The 14,405-nt window shown below is 74.5% G+C and carries 13 protein-coding genes; 10 read left to right on the forward strand and 3 right to left on the reverse strand.

Annotated features, from left to right (window positions below; all coding sequences use genetic code 11):
- Window positions 1-196 precede the first annotated feature (196 nt).
- The gene (locus tag ACI79C_RS20445) at window positions 197-1,435 is read right to left on the reverse strand and encodes a polyhydroxyalkanoate depolymerase (protein WP_456947523.1); all 1,239 of its coding nucleotides are present in this window, start codon (window positions 1,433-1,435) and stop codon (window positions 197-199) included.
- Between the two features lie 173 nt (window positions 1,436-1,608).
- On the opposite strand from ACI79C_RS20445, the gene ACI79C_RS20450 reads away from it, so the two are divergent.
- The 5 genes from ACI79C_RS20450 to ACI79C_RS20470 all read left to right on the forward strand — a co-directional run bounded on the left by ACI79C_RS20450 (window position 1,609) and on the right by ACI79C_RS20470 (window position 5,495).
- Window positions 1,609-2,859: an alpha-hydroxy acid oxidase gene (locus ACI79C_RS20450; protein WP_456947524.1), complete on the forward strand. Its 1,251-nt coding sequence runs from the start codon at window positions 1,609-1,611 to the stop codon at window positions 2,857-2,859.
- 8 nt (window positions 2,860-2,867) lie between these two features.
- Complete coding sequence (locus ACI79C_RS20455; RefSeq protein WP_456947525.1) at window positions 2,868-3,869, forward strand: acetamidase/formamidase family protein; 1,002 nt, start codon at window positions 2,868-2,870, stop codon at window positions 3,867-3,869.
- 28 nt (window positions 3,870-3,897) lie between these two features.
- Window positions 3,898-4,659 (forward strand): SDR family NAD(P)-dependent oxidoreductase, encoded by a 762-nt coding sequence (locus ACI79C_RS20460; RefSeq protein ID WP_456947526.1) that lies wholly within the window; start codon window positions 3,898-3,900, stop codon window positions 4,657-4,659.
- A gap of 9 nt (window positions 4,660-4,668) precedes the next feature.
- A complete protein-coding gene (locus tag ACI79C_RS20465; protein WP_456947527.1) occupies window positions 4,669-4,947 on the forward strand; it encodes a hypothetical protein in 279 nt (92 codons plus the stop codon).
- Window positions 4,948-5,066: 119 nt separating this feature from the next.
- Window positions 5,067-5,495 carry an ester cyclase gene (locus ACI79C_RS20470; RefSeq protein ID WP_456947528.1) on the forward strand — a complete coding sequence of 143 codons (429 nt, stop codon included), beginning with the start codon at window positions 5,067-5,069 and terminating at the stop codon, window positions 5,493-5,495.
- Window positions 5,496-5,499: 4 nt separating this feature from the next.
- Here ACI79C_RS20470 and ACI79C_RS20475 read toward each other — a convergent pair whose 3' ends face one another.
- Together ACI79C_RS20475 and ACI79C_RS20480 are read right to left on the reverse strand one after the other, a co-directional pair.
- Window positions 5,500-5,937, reverse strand: a complete 438-nt coding sequence (locus ACI79C_RS20475; protein ID WP_456947529.1) for a hypothetical protein — start codon at window positions 5,935-5,937, stop codon at window positions 5,500-5,502.
- A gap of 908 nt (window positions 5,938-6,845) precedes the next feature.
- Complete coding sequence (locus ACI79C_RS20480) at window positions 6,846-7,514, reverse strand: MBL fold metallo-hydrolase (RefSeq protein ID WP_456947530.1); 669 nt, start codon at window positions 7,512-7,514, stop codon at window positions 6,846-6,848.
- 48 nt (window positions 7,515-7,562) lie between these two features.
- Between ACI79C_RS20480 and ACI79C_RS20485 the strand changes: the two genes are divergently transcribed.
- The 5 genes from ACI79C_RS20485 to ACI79C_RS20505 all read left to right on the forward strand — a co-directional run bounded on the left by ACI79C_RS20485 (window position 7,563) and on the right by ACI79C_RS20505 (window position 14,377).
- On the forward strand, window positions 7,563-8,987 hold the full coding sequence (locus tag ACI79C_RS20485) for an amidase (RefSeq protein WP_456947531.1): 1,425 nt from the start codon (window positions 7,563-7,565) through the stop codon (window positions 8,985-8,987).
- A gap of 138 nt (window positions 8,988-9,125) precedes the next feature.
- The gene (gene uvrA, locus ACI79C_RS20490) at window positions 9,126-12,017 is read left to right on the forward strand and encodes an excinuclease ABC subunit UvrA (protein WP_456947532.1); all 2,892 of its coding nucleotides are present in this window, start codon (window positions 9,126-9,128) and stop codon (window positions 12,015-12,017) included.
- Between the two features lie 159 nt (window positions 12,018-12,176).
- Entirely contained in the window at window positions 12,177-12,479 is a 303-nt protein-coding gene (locus tag ACI79C_RS20495; RefSeq protein ID WP_456947533.1) for a hypothetical protein, read from the forward strand.
- Window positions 12,476-13,318, forward strand: coding sequence for a VOC family protein (locus ACI79C_RS20500; RefSeq protein ID WP_456947534.1), 843 nt, complete (start codon window positions 12,476-12,478; stop codon window positions 13,316-13,318). The genes ACI79C_RS20495 and ACI79C_RS20500 overlap by 4 nt, the downstream gene beginning before the upstream one ends.
- 81 nt (window positions 13,319-13,399) lie before the next feature.
- On the forward strand, window positions 13,400-14,377 hold the full coding sequence (locus tag ACI79C_RS20505; protein WP_456947535.1) for a Bug family tripartite tricarboxylate transporter substrate binding protein: 978 nt from the start codon (window positions 13,400-13,402) through the stop codon (window positions 14,375-14,377).
- The last annotated feature ends 28 nt before the right edge of the window (window positions 14,378-14,405 follow it).

The raw sequence follows: 14,405 nt of genomic DNA on the forward strand, positions 1-14,405 counted from the left end.
CCTCGCTCGTACCTCGCTGCGATGCTCCCGCGGCTGTCAGCCGGCGGTCACCCTGGCCGGCTTGCGCGCCGCGGTCCGCTCCTCGCTCGTACCTCGCTGCGATGCTCCCGCGGCTGTCAGCCGGCGGTCACCCTGGCCGGCTTGCGCGCCGCGGTCCGCTCCTCGCTCGTACCTCGCTGCGATGCTCCCGCGGCTGTCAGCCGGCGGCGGCCCGCTGGGGCGCGTGCTCGGCGACGAAGTCGCGCAGCACCGGGTACACCTCGGCCTCCCAGCGCGAACCGCTGAACACGCCGTAGTGCCCGACGCCCGGCTGCAGGTGGTGCCGCTTGTGCTCCTCGGGGATCCCGGTGCACAGGGCGTGGGCCGCCTCGGTCTGGCCGGGGGAGCAGATGTCGTCGCGGGCGCCCTCGACGGTCAGCAGCGCGGTCCGCCGGATGGCGCCGGGGTCGACCGGCTGCCCGCGCCAGGTGAACCTGCCGTTGGCGAAGTCGTGCTGCTGGAAGATGCGGCCGACCGTCTCCAGGTAGAACTCGGCGGGCACGTCCATCACGGCCCCGTACTCGTCGTAGAAGGCCCGGGTGGTGGCCGCCCGCTCGGCGTTGCCCGTCACCAGGTCGCGGTACATCTGCAGGTGCGCGCTCCAGTGCCGGCGCGGGTTCATCGACATGAAGGCGGTCAGCTGCACCACGCCCGGGTAGACCCGCCGCCCGGCGCCGGGATAGCGCGCGGGCACCGTGTCGATGAGCCGGCGCTCGTAGGCCGACAGTGGCCGCTTCTCGGCCGCCTGGTTGACCCGGTTGGGGTTGACCCGGGTGTCGACCGGTCCGGCCATGAGGGTGAGGCTCGCCGGCTGGGCGTCGTCGTCCGCGGCGGCCAGCAGCGACACCGCCGCGAGCACCGGGACGGCGGGCTGGCAGACGGCCACGACGTGCGTGTCCGGTCCCAGGTGTCGGAGGGCCGCCATGACGTGCTCGATGTACTCGTCGAGCCCGAAGGGGCCGTGCTGGACCGGGATGTCGCGGGCGTTGTGCCAGTCGAGGACGTGCACGTCGTGGTCGGACAGCAGGGTGCGGATCGTCGGCCGGATCAGCGTGGTGAAGTGACCGGACATCGGCCCGACGACGAGCACCCGCGGCTGGTCGGTCACCGAGGGCTTGCGGAAGTGCAGCAGGGTGGCGAACGCGGTGGCCGTCAGGTGCTCCTCGCGCACGTCGGCCAGCCGGCCGCCCACCGGCACGGCGTCGATGCCGTACTCCGGCCGGTCGTGCGTGGGCCGGGACCGCGCCACGATGTCGCAGGCCGCACGCAGGTGGCGCACCGGACCCCGGCCGGCCAGCGGCGACGGCAGCGTGGACAACACCCGGGCGGTGAGCCCGGAGGCGGCCACGACGGGCGCTCCCGCCCGGCGGTTCCACTCGTACGCGGTGTAGAGCATCGGGGCCTGCCTGTTCCTCGGGTGCGGCGACGACGGTGACGCGCGTCACTGTGGCAGGACGTTAACGGCGGTTCGCGTGCGGCGCGCGGTGAGGGCCGCTCCGTCGTCCCACGGGTACCGGCCGTCCCACGTGTCCTGGCAGGGTGGGCGGACGCCGACAGGAGGAGGCCCGAGTGGTCGAGCGCCGAGTGCCCCGCTGGTCCGAGCTGCGCGAGCTCATCCGTCCCCGGCGGGTCCCCGGGGACGCGACCGACCGGCGGCTGGCGGCGGCGGCCTCCGTCGGCGACCTGCGGGAGATCGCCCGGCGCCGGGTGCCCCGGGCCGTGTTCGACTACACCGACGGCGCGGCCGGTGCGGAGGAGAGCCTGCGCCGCTCCCGCGCGGCGTTCGCGAGCCTGGAGTTCCGGCCCAGCGTGCTGCGCGACGTCTCCGTCGTCGATCCGTCGACGACCGTCCTCGGCCGCCGGTCGGCCCTGCCGCTGGTCTTCGCCCCGACCGGCTTCACCCGGCTCATGCACACCGAGGGGGAGGTCGCCGTCGGCCGGGTGGCCGAGCGGGTCGGCATCCCGCACGCCCTGTCGACCATGGGGACGACGACGATCGAGGCCCTCGCCGCGGCCGCCCCGGGCGGGCGCCGGTGGTTCCAGCTGTACCTGTGGCGGGACCGCGAGGCCAGCGCGGCGCTGGTCGCCCGGGCGGCCGCGGCCGGCTACGAGGCGCTGGTGCTCACCGTCGACACCCCGGTGGCCGGCCCGCGGCTGCGCGACGTCCGCAACGGGTTCACCATCCCGCCGGCGCTCACCCTGCGGACGATGGCCAACGCCGCCGTCCACCCGCACTGGTGGGTCGACCTGCTGACCACCGAACCGCTGGAGTTCGCCTCCCTGCGCTCGTGGGGCGGCACGGTCGCCGAGCTCGCCGACCGGGTGTTCGAGCCGGCCGCGACCCTCGCCGACGTCCGGGACCTGCGCGAGCGGTGGTCCGGCGCGCTGGTCGTCAAGGGCGTGCAGACGGCGGAGGACGCCCGCGCGGTGGTCGACGCGGGAGCCGACGCCGTCGTCGTCTCCAACCACGGCGGCCGCCAGCTGGACCGGGCACCCACCCCGCTGCTGGAGCTCCCCGCGGTCGTCGCGGCGGTGGGGGACCGGGCGGAGGTCTACCTCGACGGCGGCATCCTCGACGGCGCGGACGTCGTCGCCGCCGTGGCCCTCGGTGCGCGCGCCTGCCTGGTCGGCCGGGCCTACCTGTACGGGCTGATGGCCGGAGGCGAGCGCGGGGTGCAGCGGGTGGCCGACATCCTGTCCCGCGAGGTGGCGCGCACGCTGCAGCTGCTGGGCGTCCCGTCGGTCGCCGAGCTGACCCCGGACCGCGTCCGGCTGCCCGCCGCGGCCGAGCCGTTGCCGACCCCATCGGCGGCTCCCTAGGGTGCGGCATGGACGTCGTCGAGGTCGTGCCCACGTTCGAGCAGTACGCGTTCACCTTCGGCGGCGTGGCCCCGCTGCGGCGCATCCGCCCGGGGACGGCGCTACGGGTGTGGTCCGACGACGCGTTCTGCGGCGCGCTGCAGAAGACGACCGACCTGTGCTCCGAGAAGGTGGACCTGCGGTTCGTCAACCCGCAGACCGGACCCTTCTTCGTCGAGGGCGCCGAGCCCGGGGACACCCTCGCGCTGCACTTCGTCGCGATGGAGCCGGCCCGCGACTGGGGCGCCTCGGCGGCGATCCCCTTCTTCGGCGGGCTGACCAGCACCGACCGGACGGCGACGCTGCAGGACCCCCTGCCGGACACCACGTGGATCTACGAGCTGGACCGGGCCGCCAACACGGTCACCTTCGCCGCCCAGCACACCGACCTGCAGGTCGCGCTGCCGGTGGCGCCGATGCTCGGCACGGTCGGGGTCGCCCCGCCCGGCGGTGAGGTGCGCAGCTCCCTGGTGCCCGAGCGCTTCGGCGGCAACATGGACACCCCGCAGATGCGTCCCGGCACCACCTGCTTCCTCGGCGTCAACGTCGAGGGCGCGCTGTTCTCGATCGGTGACGGGCACTACCGCCAGGGCGAGGGTGAGGCGTGCGGCACGGCCGTCGAGGGCGCGATGACCACCACGCTCGTCGTCGAGCTCATCAAGGGCGGGGCGCCGCTGTGGCCGCGGCTCGAGGACGACACGCACTGGATGACCGTCGGTTCCAGCCGGCCCCTGGAGGACGCCTGGCGCATCGGCCAGGTCGAGCTGGTGCGCTGGTTCGAGGAGCTGTACGGGCTGCACCCGATGGACGGCTACCAGCTGCTCTCGCAGATCACCGAGGTGCCGATCGCCAACGTGGTCGACGCCAACTACAGCACCGTGGTGAAGGCCCGCAAGTCCCTCCTGCCGCGGGCCACGGCCTACGGCGGGCTGCACGACGACCTGCGCCGCCGCGCGGCCGCCCTGCTCTGAGATCCCGCCACCCCGAGAGGACCCCGCCATGGACCTGCAGCTCACCGGCTCCCGCGTGCTCGTCACCGGCGGCACCCGAGGCATCGGCCGGGCGATCGTCGAGTCGTTCGTCGACGAGGGGGCCGTCGTCGAGTTCTGCGCCCGCGACGCGGGGGAGATCGAGGTGGTGGAGAAGGCGGTCGCCGAGCGCGGGGGGCGGGCGACCGGCGTCCGGCTCGACGTGCGGGACGGCGCGGCGCTCAGCGGGTGGGTGGAGGCCGCGGCCGGCCGGCTCGGCGGCCTCGACGCCGTGGTCGCCAACGTGAGCGCGCTGGCGGCCGGCCCGGGGGAGGAGAACTGGTACGCCTCCTTCGAGGTCGACCTGATGCACACGGTGCGGCTGGTCACCGCCGCGCTGCCGCACCTGGAGGCCAGCGGGAACGGCTCGATCGTCGCCATCTCCAGCGTCTCCGGGCGCGAGGCCGACTTCGCCTCCGGCCCGTACGGGACGATGAAGACCGCCCTGGTCGGCTACGTCTCCGGCCTGGCGTTCCAGCTCGCCGGTCGCGGGGTGCGGGCCAACGTCGTCTCCCCGGGGAACACCTACTTCGAGGGCGGCTTCTGGCAGGCGGTGGAGAAGGGCCAGCCGGAGCTGTTCGCGGACTCCCTGGCCCTCAACCCGACCGGCCGGATGGGGACGCCGGAGGAGATGGCCAGGGCCGTCGTCTTCCTCTCCAGCCCGGTGTCCAGCTTCACGTCGGGGGCCAACCTCGTCGTCGACGGCGCCCTGACCCGCGGCATCCAGCTGTAGGGGCCGGACATGGCGATCGTGTACCCGGTCCAGGCCGACGCCCCCGAGCCCGAGGACGGCACCGAGCCCGACTTCGGCGAGCTCGCCGCCGACCTCTCCGACACCTGGCTGGTCGAGGTCGCCCTCAGCGACGACGGCGACGACGCCTGCTTCGGCCCGCTCAGCGCCCGCGCGGCCTGGGACCTCGCACTCGGCATCGACGAGCGCCGTCCGGCCTGGACGGTCTCGATCGTCCCGCTGCACGTGGCCTGCACCGCCGACGAGCTCGTCGCCCTCTTCGAGGAGTAGCCACTCCGCCGCGGACGGCGAGCGGACCGCCGGGGCGCGCACCGGTCCCTGGTCGTCCGGTCGCGGCGCGAGTAGGCAGGCCCTCCGGCGTGCGGTGAGCCGGCCCGTGCGGAGGAGAGATGAGCAGCAGCCCGGAGGAGGTCCGGACCCTGGTGCGTCGGCTGGAGGACGCCATGAACGCCCGCCAGCTGGACCTCCTCGACGACCTGCTCGCGCCCGACTTCGTCCGCCACTGCCAGGCGACGCCACAGCTGTGCGTCACCAGCCGGGAGCAGTTCAAGGACTTCCTCGAGGCGGACGTCGCGGCGTTCCCGGACAACACCCAGACCTTCACCCAGGTCGTCGTGGAGGGTGACCGGGCCGCCGTCTGGGCCGTCTACGAGGGCACGCAGACCGGGCCGCTCGGCCCCTTCCCGCCCCTCGGCAAGCGGGCGCGGTTCGACTACGCCGGCGTCTTCCGGGTCGCCGAGGGCAGGCTCGCCGAGCTGTGGGTGACCTGGGACAACGTCACCGTCCTCACCCAGCTGGGCCACCTGCCGTCGGCGTGAGCGGTCACGGGGTGGCCGGTCCCGTCGGGATCCCCGGCTCCTCCTCCGTCCCGGCCTGCTCGGTGGCGGCCGCGGGCCGCCACCGGCCGGCGGCCAGGACCCGCTCCCACAGCACGCCGGCCACGGGATAGCAGACCACCGCCTGCCAGGTGTCGTCGGACTGCCGCACCCAGCCCGCGAGCTGTCCCCGGTGCCAGCGCCCGTCGGTGTGCCGGGCCTCCACCTCGGTCCGGCCCGCCGGGAGGTACAGGTCCTCGGGGCCCGCGGTCAGGACGCCGACCGCGCTCTCCGGCAGGTCCCGGCCGGTGCGCAGCCGGACCAGCCGCACGGCCAGCCGGACCGCCTCGGCCGGTCGCCACAGCGGTGCGCCCAGGCCGACCGCGGGGACCGAGAGGTACCAGTCCACCGCGCGGCGCCGGACGATCGCGACGTACTCCGCCATGCCGGACTCCTCCGGCGTCCTCGTCTCCCGCGAGCGCCGGGCGGGCTGCGTCGTCCAGCGCGACCGGGGTCGCGGGCGCACGGCGCGGCGGGCCCTCCGGCCGGCGGGGAGAACGTGCCGGAGGTCGGCGTCCTCGGTCGGCTGCTCGGCCGGGCCGCCTCCCGGCGCGGGCGACCGCGACCGGGTGGCCCGAGTCTCCGCCCCCTCGGGGGCCGGGCGGAAGACGCAACTCCCGATTTCTGCTGTGCAGTCGGGTCCGGCGACCGCCTCCAGGACGACGGTGAGGTCGAGGCGTTCGAGCCGGGCGACCAGCCGGCGGGCATGGGCTTCGTCGTTGCGGCGGGCAAGTCAGTCCGCGCCGAGCTCGGCGTAGGGCCGTCGTTGCCGAGCGTGGCGCAGGGCGAGACCAGGATCGAGTGCCCCACCGCGACCTGGCCACAGCCCGTGCCGCGGTCGTCCACCTGCGGATCCACCCAGCGCGGGAAGGACCGGAGTCGGTCCGGCTCGGGGGCGTCGATCCCGGCGCCGATGCGGCGGACCATCTGCATGACCTCGTCCGCCGCGAAGATGCCCAGCCCCTGGGCCCGGGCGTCGGCGGACCAAGCCCGCGTGACCGTCCGGGTCGCCTGTGCCAGGGGCACGCCCCGCTCGTCGCGGACGGTCATGATCTCCGCGACCACGATGGGGACCAGCTCGCGTCCCAGTTCGGCCAGGCGCTGCGCGGAGGTCATTCCTCAGCACGGACCCCGGCCGGGCGCCGGGAGGACGGCCCGATGACGCCGAGCCCTGACCGGAGGCGGCGGCGATCCCGGTGGGGCGGTACCGACGACCATCCCGGCCCCGTTCTCCTCGACGCGCGCCGTGTGGTCCTCGACCAGCAGCGGGGAGAGGGCCGCCGGACGAGCGGTCTACCAGCCGCGCTCCCGCCACTCGCCGAGGTGCGGGCGCTCGGCGCCGATCGTGGTGTCCTTGCCGTGGCCGGGGTAGACCCACGTGTCATCCGGGAGGACGCCGAACAGCCGCTGCTCGACGTCGTCGATCAGGCTGGCGAAGCGCTGCGGGTCCTGCTGCGTGTTGCCCACCCCGCCGGGGAAGAGGCTGTCCCCGGTGAAGACGTGCGTGCCGGCGTCCCCGGGGCCGCGCCAGACCAGCGCGATGCTGCCCGGCGTGTGCCCGCGCAGGTGGACGACCTCCAGCGTCTGGTTGCCGACCGTGACCGTGTCGCCGTGCTCCACCGGGCGGTCGACGGGCACCGGCAGGTCGTCGGCGTCCGCGGGGTGGGCCACGGTCGTCGCGCCGGTGGCCTCGACGACCTGCGGCAGGGCGCGGTGGTGGTCCCAGTGCCCGTGGGTCGTGACGACGGTGCGGACGTCGGCGTCGCCGATGAAGGCGCGCAGCGTCTCGGGCTCGGCGGCGGCGTCGACGAGCAGGGCCTCGCCGGTCTCCGGGTCGCGCAGCAGGTAGGCGTTGTTCGCCATCTCGCTCACGGCGATCTTGCTGATGGTCAGCCCCGGCAGCTCCCGGACGTCGGCGGGCCCGCCCACCTCGACGTCCCCGGTGTAGGTCCCCGAGCTCATCCCAGACTCCGTTCGAGAAGTGTCGGCGGCCGCGGATACGGTCCTGGCATGGACGCTAGCGGAGGTCTGCCGGTCGGTGCTCCGGGCGGAACGGTGGTGGGCCTCCCCGCCACCGAGCTGGCCGCCCGGGTGCGCTCCGGGGAGCTCTCCGCCGTCGACGTCGTCCGGGCCCACCTGGCCCACCTCGACGACGTCGAGCCCCGGCTGGGTGCCTTCCGGGTGGTGCGCCGCGAGGCGGCGCTGGCCGAGGCCGCCGTCGTCGACGCCGCGCCCGGCCGGGCGTCCCTGCCTCTGGCGGGGGTCCCGATCGCGGTCAAGGACAACGTGGCCGTGGCGGGGGAGGCCTGCACCGACGGCTCCCCGGCCTGCCCGGAGCGCCGAGCGGCGGAGGACCACCCGGTGGTCGCCCGGCTGCGGGCTGCCGGTGCGGTCGTCGCCGGCCTCACCCGCGCCCCGGAGCTGTGCCTCTACGCCTCGACCGACGGCCCCGGCGCGGTGAGCCGCAACCCGTGGGACACCTCCCGCTCGCCCGCCGGCAGCTCCGGCGGCAGCGCGGCGGCGGTGGCCGCGGGCGCCGTGCCGCTCGCCCACGGCAACGACGGGATGGGCTCGCTGCGGCTGCCCGCCGCCGCGTGCGGGCTGGTGACCCTCAAGCCCGGCCGCGGCACCGTGCCGGCCGGCATCGGCGCGGACGACTGGTCGGGCATGGCCGAGAACGGCGCGCTGGCCACCACGGTGGCCGACCTGGCGCTCGCGCACGCGGTGCTGGCGGGGGAGGTGCCGGTGCCCCTGGAGGCGCCCGGCCGCCCGCTGCGGATCGCCGTCTCCACCCGGTCGCCGGTGCCCGCGGTGCGGGCCGATGCCCCGGCCCGTGCCGCGGTGGAGCGCGTGGCCGCCGCGCTCACCGCGGCGGGCCACACCGTCGTGCGCCGCGACCCCCCGGTCCCTCCCGCGGCCGCCGCGGGCGCCGTCGCCCGGTGGCTGGCCGGCGCCGCGGACGACGCCGCCCACCTCGGCATCCCCCTGGCCGACCTGCAGCGGCGCAGCCGGACCCATGCCCGCCTCGGGCGGTGGGTACGCGCCGCCGGGCTGGTGCGGCCGCGCACCGCTGAGCGCTTCCGGGAGCGGGTGACCGGGTTCCTCTCCGACGTCGATGCGCTGCTCACGCCGGTCACGACCGGTCCGCCGCTGCCGGCCCGGCCCTGGCACGAGCGCTCGTTCCTCGCCAACGTCACGGCCAACGCGCGCTGGGCCCCGTGGACGGCGGCCTGGAACCTGGCCGGCCTGCCCGCACTGGTGCTGCCCGCCGGGACCAGGCCGGACGGGCTGCCGCTGGCGGTCCAGTTCGTCGGCCCCCCGGGTGCGGAGAGGCGACTACTCTGGCTGGCCGGAGAGCTGGAGCGTCGGCAGCCCTGGCGTCGTCATGCGCCGGTCTTCGACCCAGCGGGCGCCCCGTCCCCGGCTCCCGTCTGAGCACCTCCCGCCGCCGGCAACGTCGCCGTCGTCACGGATTGCGCCCGGACGGTGACGGCGTTGTCCGTACCGACATCTCGACACCTCCACCGCGGGCCCGGACCGACCGGCCGGCCCGGCTGACCGACAGGGATCACATTGGACCGTCTCGTCGTCCGCGGCGCCCGCGAGCACAACCTCAAGGACGTCCACCTCGACCTGCCCCGTGACGCGCTGATCGTCTTCACGGGGCTGTCCGGCTCGGGGAAGTCCAGCCTGGCCTTCGACACCATCTTCGCCGAGGGCCAGCGGCGGTACGTCGAGTCGCTGTCGGCCTACGCCCGGCAGTTCCTCGGCCAGATGGACAAGCCGGACGTCGACTTCATCGAGGGTCTCTCGCCCGCCGTCTCGATCGACCAGAAGTCGACCAACCGCAACCCGCGGTCGACGGTCGGCACGATCACCGAGGTCTACGACTACCTGCGGCTGCTCTATGCCCGCGCCGGGCAGCCGCACTGCCCGAACTGTGGCAAGCCCATCTCCCGGCAGACGCCGCAGCAGATCGTCGACCAGGTGCTGGGGATGGCCGAGGGCACCCGGTTCCAGGTGCTGGCCCCCGTCGTCCGCGCCCGCAAGGGCGAGTACGTCGACCTGTTCAGCTCGCTGCAGACCCAGGGCTTCTCCCGCGTGCGCGTCGACGGCGTCGTCCACCAGCTCACCGACCCGCCGAAGCTCAAGAAGCAGGAGAAGCACACGATCGAGGTGATCGTCGACCGCCTCACCGTCAAGGAGAGCGCGAAGCGGCGGCTCACCGACTCGGTCGAGACCGCGCTCGGCCTGGCCGGCGGCCTGGTCGTCCTCGACTTCGTCGACCTGCCGGAGGACGACCCGTACCGCGAGCGCACCTTCTCCGAGCACCTCGCCTGCGTCGACGACGGGCTCTCCTTCGAGGCGCTCGAGCCGCGGTCGTTCTCCTTCAACTCGCCCTTCGGCGCGTGCCCCGAGTGCACCGGCATCGGCACCCGCAAGGAGGTCGATCCGGAGCTGGTCGTCCCCGACCCGGAGAAGAGCCTGGCGCAGGGCGCCATCGCCCCGTGGTCGACGTCGATGAGCAACGAGTACTTCACCCGGCTGCTCACCGGCCTGTCCCAGCAGCTGGGCTTCTCCATGGACGACCCGTGGGAGCGGCTGCCGGCCAAGGTGCAGAAGGCCGTCCTGCACGGCTCGCCCGACCAGGTGCACGTCCGCTACAAGAACCGCTATGGCCGCGAGCGCAGCTACTACGCCGCGTTCGAGGGCGTGCTGCCCTTCCTCGAGCGCCGGCACGAGGACACCGACAGCGACTACATGCGGGACAAGTACGAGGGCTACATGCGCGACGTGCCCTGTCCGGTCTGCCACGGCACCCGGCTCAAGCCGGAGATCCTCGCGGTCAAGCTCAACAGCCGCTCGATCGCCGAGGTCACCAACCTCTCCATCGGCGAGGCGGCGCAGTGGCTGGGCGCCCTGGAGCTCGGCGAGCGCGAGAAGGCGATCGCCGACCGCGTGCTGCGCGAGATCCAGGCGCGGCTGTCCTTCCTCGTCGACGTCGGGCTGGACTACCTCTCCCTCGACCGGCCGGCGGCCACCCTCGCCGGCGGTGAGGCGCAGCGCATCCGGCTGGCCACCCAGATCGGCTCCGGCCTGGTCGGCGTGCTCTACGTCCTCGACGAGCCCTCGATCGGGCTGCACCAGCGCGACAACACCCGGCTGATCGAGACCCTCGTGCGGCTGCGCGACATGGGCAACACGCTCATCGTCGTCGAGCACGACGAGGACACGATCAAGACCGCCGACTGGGTGGTCGACATCGGGCCCGGCGCCGGCGAGCACGGTGGCGAGGTCGTCGTCAGCGGCACGGTCGCCGAGCTGCTGGCCAGCGAGAGATCCCTCACCGGTCAGTACCTGTCGGGCCGCCGGGAGATCGCCATCCCGCAGCAGCGCCGGGAGCCGACGCCGGGCCGCGAGCTGGTGGTGAAGGGCGCCCGCGAGAACAACCTGCGCGGGCTGGACGTCGCCTTCCCGTTGGGCTGCCTGGTCGCGGTCACCGGTGTGTCGGGCTCGGGCAAGTCCACGCTGGTCAACGACATCCTCTACACGACGCTGGCCAACCAGCTGAACCGGGCGCGGCTGGTGGCCGGCCGGCACCGCACCATCACCGGGCTCGACCAGCTGGACAAGGTCGTGCACGTCGACCAGTCGCCGATCGGGCGGACCCCGCGGTCCAACCCGGCCACCTACACCGGGGTCTGGGACCACGTCCGCAAGCTGTTCGCTCAGACCTCCGAGGCGAAGATCCGCGGGTACCAGCCCGGCCGGTTCTCGTTCAACGTCAAGGGTGGCCGCTGCGAGGCCTGCTCCGGTGACGGCACGCTCAAGATCGAGATGAACTTCCTGCCGGACGTCTACGTCCCCTGCGAGGTGTGCAAGGGCGCCCGGTTCAACCGGGAGACCCTCGAGGTCCACTACAAGGGCAAGACGGTCGCCGAGGTCCTCGACATGCCCATCGAGGAGGCCGCGGACTTCTTCGCCGCGATCCCGGCCATCGCCCGGTACCTGCGCACGCTCACCGACGTCGGCCTGGGCTACGTGCGGCTCGGCCAGCCGGCGACCACCCTCTCCGGCGGTGAGGCGCAGCGGGTGAAGCTGGCCAGCGAGCTGCAGAAGCGCAGCAACGGCCGCAGCATCTACGTCCTCGACGAGCCCACCACGGGCCTGCACTTCGAGGACATCCGCAAGCTGCTGCTGGTGCTCCAGGGCCTGGTCGACAAGGGCAACTCGGTCATCGTCATCGAGCACAACCTCGACGTCATCAAGAGCGCCGACTGGCTCATCGACATGGGCCCGGAGGGCGGGTTCCGCGGCGGCACGGTCGTCGCCGAGGGGCCGCCGGAGTTCGTCGCCTCGGTGCCGGAGAGCCACACCGGCCGGTACCTGGCCAAGCTGCTCGACCCCGAGGCCGTGGCGGCCGCGGCGGCGCCGAAGAAGCGGGTCCGCAAGAAGGCCAGCTGACACGAGCCGGCAGACGGCGGCGGTTCCTCCCCTTGAACGCGGAGTGGCCGCCGCCGTACTGTCGGCTGTGACGGACATCACGTCGGCGTGTCGGCGTGGTGGGGCCCTCGAGGAGGAGACGCGCATGGGCGTTGTCCCGGACCAGACCGGCACCCCGCGATGAGCGCGCTGACGCCCGACTGCGACCCCGACCTGTCCAACTGCGGCTCGCCGGTGGACGGCGCCTCGGGCGCCCGGGGCGGGCCCTCGCTGCGGTCGACCCTCGTCCTGCTCGCCGTCCTGGCCGGGTCGGTGCTGCTCGCCACCGGCGAGGCGGTGCCCGGCGCCGTGGCCTTCCTCGGCGGCGGGGTCGCGCTGGTCTCGGGCCTGGTGCTCGTCCGGCGGGGCGTCCGCCTCGCCCGCAGCGTCGGCGCGGCCGCGCCCGGGGTCGTCGCGGTGCGGCGGTCCCGTCCCGTGGGGTGACCGCGCCGCGGACCTACCCGCACGGCGTTCCCTGCTGGATCGACACCGAGCAGCCCGACCCCGACGCGGCCGCCCGCTTCTACGCCGGCCTGTTCGGCTGGACGCTGACCGACGCCGTGCCGCCGGGCATGCCGGGGTCCTACCTCATCGCCACACTGCACGGCGGGGACGTCGCGGCGGTCGCCCCCGCGCCGCCGGGCGCCGGTGCGGCGACGTGGAACACCTACGTCGCCGTCGACGATGCCGACACCACGGCGGCGGCCGTGACGCGGCTCGGTGGGACGGTGACCGCTGCCCCGGAGGACGCGGGGCCGGGCGGGCGGGCGGCGACGTGCACCGACCCCGCCGGGGCGGAGTTCCGGCTGTGGCAGGCGCGCCGGAGGCCCGGGGCGCAGGTGGTGAACACCCCCGGCGCCTGGAACTTCAGCGACCTCCACACGCCCGACCGGGACGCAGCCATGGCGTTCTACGCCCCGCTCTTCGGCTGGGTCGCCGCCGACCTCGGGCAGGGCGCCGGCACGCTGCTCCAGGTGCCCGGGTACGGCGACCACCTCGCCGCGACCGTCGACCCCGGCATCCGTGAGCGGCAGGCGTCGGCCCCGCCCGGCTTCGCCGACGTGATCGGCGGGCTGGTCGTGGTGCCGCGGGGGGCTCCGGCCTCCTGGCGCGTCGCGTTCACCGTGGCCGACCGGGACGAGACCGTCGCCTCCGCCGAGCGGCTCGGTGCGACGACGGTGACCTCGGCCGACGACGTGTGGACGAGGAACGCGCTCCTGCGCGACCCCCAGGGCGCCGAGTTCACCGTCAGCCAGTTCACCCCGCCTGACGGCGCCTGGTAGCCCGCACGGGAGCCGCTGACCAGCACGGGGGCTACTGTGACCCGTGTCACTCCGCGCACCGGAGGGGGTCCGGCCGTGCCCGTGAGCCGCAGGTCCTTCCTCGCCGGCGTGGTGGTCGTGCCGGCCCTGGGCGCGCTGGCGGGTTGCGCGGGCACCGTCGTGCAGCCCGGTGACCTCTCCCGGCTGCGGATCATGGCGCCGGCCAGCCCCGGGGGCGGGTGGGACACCACCGCCCGCGTCATGCAGCGGACCATCCAGAGCAGCGGCCTGGCCCGCAACGTGCAGGTCTTCAACGTCGAGGGGGCCGGCGGCGTCATCGGGCTCGGGCAACTGGCCCGCGAGGACGACGACGCGCTGCTGATGATGATGGGGCTGGTCATGGTCGGCGCCGTCGACACCAACGACTCCTCCACCCGGCTCACCGACGTCACGCCGATCGCCCGGCTCATCGGCGAGACCGAGCTCATCGTCGCCCCGCCCGACGCCCCCTTCGACGACATCGCCGGCTTCGTCGAGGTGTGGAAGGCCGACCCCGCGAACACACCGATCGCCGGCGGGTCGGCCGGTGGCACCGACCAGATCCTCGCCGGGCTGCTCGCCCAGGCCGCGGGGATCGACCCCGGGCAGATCAACTACATCCCCTACTCGGGGGGCGGCGAGTCCCTGTCGGCGCTGCTCGGTGGCCAGGTCACCGCAGGGATCTCGGGCACCGCCGACTACGGCCCGCAGGTCGCCTCCGGGGACCTCAAGGGCCTGGCCGTCTCCACCACCGAGCGCAGCGACCAGGTGCCCGACGTCCCGACGCTGGTCGAGTCCGGGTTCGGCGTCGAGCTGTCCAACTGGCGGGGGGTCATGGCCCGCCCCGGCATGACCGACGGCGCCCGCGACGACCTGACCGCCCTGGTCGTCGACATGCACGACAGCGACGAGTGGGCCGAGGCCCTGGCGAACAACGGCTGGGACGACCTGCTGCTGACCGGCGACGACTACGGCGAGTTCCTCGCCCAGGAGGAGACCCGGGTGCGCGAGATCCTGGTGCAGATCGGCCTGGTCCAGTGAGCACGGCGGCCGACCGCGAGCCGGCTCC

This window comes from Geodermatophilus sp. SYSU D00697 (assembly GCF_054050175.1).

Bases quoted from the DNA above. Each gene is read 5' to 3' on its own strand.
- ACI79C_RS20445 (WP_456947523.1), bottom strand. From the start codon at position 1,435: ATGCTCTACACCGCGTACGAGTGGAACCGCCGGGCGGGAGCGCCCGTC.
- ACI79C_RS20455 (WP_456947525.1), top strand. From the start codon at position 2,868: ATGGACGTCGTCGAGGTCGTGCCCACGTTCGAGCAGTACGCGTTCACC.
- ACI79C_RS20460 (WP_456947526.1), top strand. From the start codon at position 3,898: ATGGACCTGCAGCTCACCGGCTCCCGCGTGCTCGTCACCGGCGGCACC.
- ACI79C_RS20465 (WP_456947527.1), top strand. From the start codon at position 4,669: ATGGCGATCGTGTACCCGGTCCAGGCCGACGCCCCCGAGCCCGAGGAC.
- ACI79C_RS20470 (WP_456947528.1), top strand. From the start codon at position 5,067: ATGAGCAGCAGCCCGGAGGAGGTCCGGACCCTGGTGCGTCGGCTGGAG.
- ACI79C_RS20475 (WP_456947529.1), bottom strand. From the start codon at position 5,937: ATGGCGGAGTACGTCGCGATCGTCCGGCGCCGCGCGGTGGACTGGTAC.
- ACI79C_RS20480 (WP_456947530.1), bottom strand. From the start codon at position 7,514: ATGAGCTCGGGGACCTACACCGGGGACGTCGAGGTGGGCGGGCCCGCC.
- ACI79C_RS20485 (WP_456947531.1), top strand. From the start codon at position 7,563: ATGGACGCTAGCGGAGGTCTGCCGGTCGGTGCTCCGGGCGGAACGGTG.
- ACI79C_RS20495 (WP_456947533.1), top strand. From the start codon at position 12,177: ATGAGCGCGCTGACGCCCGACTGCGACCCCGACCTGTCCAACTGCGGC.